A 1,854-nucleotide genomic window follows, 5' to 3' on the forward strand; every position below is an offset into this window, starting at 1 on the left:
ATCCGCGGGTTCCGTATCGAACCCGGCGAGGTGGAGTCGGTGCTCACCGGCCACCCCGAAGTGACCCGGGCAGCCGTGATCGCCCGCCAGGACCGGCTGGTCGCCTATGCGGTGTCCACCGTCGAAGAGCCCGAGCGGTTGCGCTCCTACCTGCGCACACGGCTGCCGGACTACATGGTGCCGTCGGCCGTCGTCACGCTCGACTCGCTGCCGCTGACACCCAACGGCAAGCTGGACCACGCCGCCCTGCCCGAGCCGGAGTTCGGCGGAGCGGGATCCGGGCGTGCACCGCGCACCCCGCGGGAGCAGATCCTCGCCCAGCTCTTCGCCGAGGTGCTGGACATGCCCGAAGTCGGCGTGGACGACGGCTTCTTCGACCTGGGCGGCCACTCCCTGCTGGCCACCCGGCTGACAGCCCGGGTCCGGACCGTCCTCGGTGTCGAACTGAGCCTGCGCACCCTGTTCGAGGCGCCGACGGTGGCGGGGCTCGCCGCCGCGCTGGACGGCGCCGGCCAGGCACGTCCCGCACTGACCGCCGCCGAGCGCCCGGAGCGGGTCCCGCTCTCCTTCGCACAGCGCCGCCTGTGGTTCCTGCACCGCATGGAGGGCGCGAGCGCCACGTACAACATCCCGCTCGCGCTGCGGCTTTCGGGCGACCTCGACGAACAGGCGCTGCGGGGCGCGCTGGCCGACGTGGTGGCCCGTCACCAGAGCCTGCGGACGGTCTTCGCCGAGAGTGACGGGGTGCCGTTCCAGCGGGTGCTGGACCCCGACGAGGTACGGACGCGGGTGCCGCTGACCGTGACCAGCCGCGACCTGCTGCCCGAGCGGCTCGCTCAGGCCGCCCGGTACCCGTTCGACCTGGCGAGCGAGCCTCCGCTGCGCGCCGAGCTGTTCGAACTGGCGCGGGACGAGCACGTGCTGCTGATCGTGATCCACCACATCGCCGGCGACGGGTGGTCGACCGGACCGCTCTCCCGGGACCTGGCGGCGGCGTACACGGCCCGCTGCCGGGGCGGCAAGCCGGACTGGTCGCCGCTGCCCGTGCAGTACGCGGACTACACCCTGTGGCAGCGGGACCTGCTCGGAGACCCCGGCGACGAGGGAAGCGTCTTCGCCCGCCAGCTCTCGTACTGGACCGGGCAACTGGCCGGAATGCCCGAGCAGATCACGCTGCCCACGGACCGGCCGCGACCGCCTGTCGCCTCCTACCGAGGCGGACTTCTGCTGGTCGAGGTGGCCCCGGCCCTGCACGCCGGGCTGGCCGGGCTGGCCCGGCGCTCGGGCGTTAGCATGTTCATGCTCCTCCAGGCCGCGCTGGCGGCGCTGCTCGGTCGCCTCGGCGCCGGAGACGACATCGCTGTCGGCAGTCCCATCGCGGGCCGCACCGACGAGGCCCTGGACGACCTGGTCGGGTTCTTCGTCAACACCCTTGTCCTGCGCACGGACCTGTCCGGGAACCCGTCGTTCACGGAGCTGCTGGGCCGGGTGCGGGAGACGGCGCTGGAGGCGTTCGCGCACCAGGACGTGCCTTTCGAGCATCTGGTGGAGGTGGTCAACCCCACGCGGTCGCTGTCCCACCACCCGCTCTTCCAGGTCATGTTCGCCCTCCAGAACGCGCCCATGGGCGACTTCGACCTGCCGGGCCTTCATGTTTCCCCTGTACCGGCGCCCACCGGCACGGCCAAGTTCGACCTCGGCATCAGCCTGTTCGAACGCTCCGGCGACGGTGGCGCCCCTGCGGGAATCGTCGGCGCGATCGAGTACGCCACCGATGTGTTCGACCGGTCGACGGTGGAGGGGTTGTTTGTTCGGTGGAGGCGGTTGTTGGAGGGGGTGGTTGCGGATCCGGGT

At 71.8% G+C, this 1,854-nt stretch carries 1 protein-coding gene; it reads left to right on the top strand.

All coding sequences use genetic code 11. The features are described 5' to 3' along the window. Nucleotides 1–1,854, top strand: a 1,854-nt coding sequence (locus ACIPSA_RS51360) for a condensation domain-containing protein (RefSeq protein ID WP_402649242.1), incomplete at both ends; no start/stop codon positions are given.

The organism is Streptomyces sp. NPDC086549, from assembly GCF_044746205.1.
Classification (GTDB): Bacteria; Actinomycetota; Actinomycetes; order Streptomycetales; family Streptomycetaceae; genus Streptomyces.